Origin of the sequence: Streptomyces alkaliphilus, assembly GCF_014141535.1 — a bacterium.
GTDB classification, from domain to species: Bacteria; Actinomycetota; Actinomycetes; order Streptomycetales; family Streptomycetaceae; genus Streptomyces; species Streptomyces alkaliphilus.
On sequence record NZ_VKHT01000852.1, the window covers coordinates 1 to 2,192 of the forward strand.

At 73.3% G+C, this 2,192-nt stretch carries 2 protein-coding genes; one reads left to right on the top strand and one right to left on the bottom strand.

Going from position 1 to position 2,192, the window contains the following annotated elements; translation table 11 throughout:
- The first annotated feature begins 213 nt into the window (after positions 1 to 213).
- Positions 214 to 750, top strand: a complete 537-nt coding sequence (locus FNQ90_RS20450) for a MarR family winged helix-turn-helix transcriptional regulator (RefSeq protein ID WP_182607702.1) — start codon at positions 214 to 216, stop codon at positions 748 to 750.
- Positions 751 to 833: 83 nt separating this feature from the next.
- On the opposite strand, the gene FNQ90_RS20455 is transcribed toward FNQ90_RS20450, so the two are convergent.
- Positions 834 to 1,985 (bottom strand): cystathionine gamma-synthase, encoded by a 1,152-nt coding sequence (locus FNQ90_RS20455; RefSeq protein WP_182607703.1) that lies wholly within the window; start codon positions 1,983 to 1,985, stop codon positions 834 to 836.
- Positions 1,986 to 2,192: the final 207 nt, after the last annotated feature.

A 2,192-nucleotide genomic window follows, 5' to 3' on the forward strand; every position in this document is an offset into this window, starting at 1 on the left:
CCCTTCCCCCCGGCCGGGCGCCCCACCTGCGCCGACGGTTTCCCCGGTGTCGAAGGGGCCGTGGGAACGGGCCCATCGGGGTCCCACGGGAATCGTCACAGGTTCATCCATTGGTGCACGTGCACCCTCCCGTGCGCGTACCCTGTGGCCCACATCCCGCGCGCCATCCCCCACGGCTGACCCTCACCCGCAACTCTGCGAGACATCCCGGATATGACGCCTGAACCCACCGCACCCCAGCGCTCCTCCACCCCGCCGACCGGCTCGGGTGAGCACCCCGATCCGCCGGCGGTACCGCCCCTGCTGGACGCCCTGCAACACGAGGTCGCCGTCTTCGCGCGCCGTGCCGAACAGACCCGCCTCGGCGGGCTGGGACCGGCCCGCAACTCGATGGACCGCGCCGCCTACCTGCTCCTGAGCAAACTGGACCAGGAGGGACCGACCGGGGTGAAGGCCCTGGCCTCCGGCATGGGCATCGACTCCTCGACCGTGACCCGGCAGGTGGCGCCGCTCGTCGACGCCGGCCTGGTGACCCGGTCCGCCGACCCCGCCGACGGGCGGGCGGTCGTGCTGCGCCTGTCCCAGCGCGGCGGTGAACGGCTGGAGGAGGTGCGGCGCTCGCGGTGCAAGCTGATGTCGCTGCTCACCGACGGCTGGTCCGAGGAGGAGCAGGAGACCTTCCGGGTCCTGCTGGCCCGCTTCAACACCGCCGTCGCCGGCTGGCAGACGAACTACACGCTCCCCGAGTGAGGGGCGGGGTGCCGGAGATGTGACCCGGGGGCCGCGTTCACCGTCGTGAACCCGGCCCCCTCGGTTCGCCCCGGGGCGGGCGCTCAGCCCAACGCGCGGGTCAGGTCCTCCAGCAGGTCGTCGATCGCCTCGATACCGACCGACAGCCGCACCAGGTCCGCGGGAACCTCCAGCGCCGAGCCCGCCGCCGAGGCGTGCGTCATCCGCCCCGGGTGCTCGATCAGCGACTCCACACCACCCAGGGACTCCCCGAGGGTGAACACCCGGGCACGCTCGCAGACCGCGACCGCGGCCTCCTCCCCGCCGGTCACCCGGAACGACACCATTCCCCCGAAGCCCGACATCTGCTTGGCCGCCACCTCGTGCCCCGGGTGGGACTCCGACCCCGGGTAGAGCACCGCGTGCACCGACGGGTGCGACCGCAGCATCTCCACCACGCGCGCCGCGTTGGCGTTGTGCCGGTCCATGCGCACCGCCAGGGTCTTGATACCGCGCAGCACCAGCCACGAGTCGAAGGGACCGGCGACGGCGCCCATCGCGTTCTGGTGGAACGCCAACTCCTCGCCCAGTCCGGCGTCCGAGGTCACCAGCGCCCCGCCCACCACGTCCGAGTGACCGCCGAGGTACTTGGTCGTCGAGTGCACCACCACGTCCGCCCCCAGCGCCAGCGGCTGCTGCAGGTAAGGGCTCGCGAAGGTGTTGTCCACCACCAGACGCGCGCCCGCCTCACGGGTGATCTCCGCGACCGCCGCGATGTCGGTGATGCCCAACAGCGGGTTGGAGGGGGTCTCCACCCACACCGCGCGGGTGCGCGGCCGCATCGCCGCCCGCACCGCCTCGACGTCGGAGGTGTCGACCACCGACCACTCCACGCCCCAGCGTTCGACCACCTTCGAGATCAACCGGAAGGTACCGCCGTAGGCGTCGTTCGGGATCACCAGGTGGTCTCCCGGCGCCAGGACGGTGCGCAACAGGCAGTCCTCGGCCGCCAGGCCGGAGGCGAAGGCCAGGCCCCGGGACCCGCCCTCCAGCGCCGCCAGGTTCTCCTCGAGGGCGGTCCGGGTGGGGTTGGCGGAGCGGCTGTACTCGTAGCCGCCGCGCAGGCCGCCCACGCCGTCCTGCTTGAAGGTGGACACCTGGTGGATCGGCGGCACCACCGCTCCGGTCAGGGGGTCGGGCTCCTGGCCCGCGTGGATGGCCAGGGTTTCGAAGTGGGGACTCGGCTGCTCGTGCATGTCCCCCACCGTAGTCCGCCGTACGGTGGAAACGGACGCCCCGGGAGACCGGGGAGCCCCGGGAACGCCCCGCCGGCCGCCCCCCGGGCCGCGGCCGGGGCGCGCTCCGTAGAGTCCTGGTGGGGCGCCGTCGTCAGCCGGCGCCCGCGCCCCCATCATCGCCCGAACATCCGCCCGACCACCCGGCGCGCTTCGCCGGCCCGAACC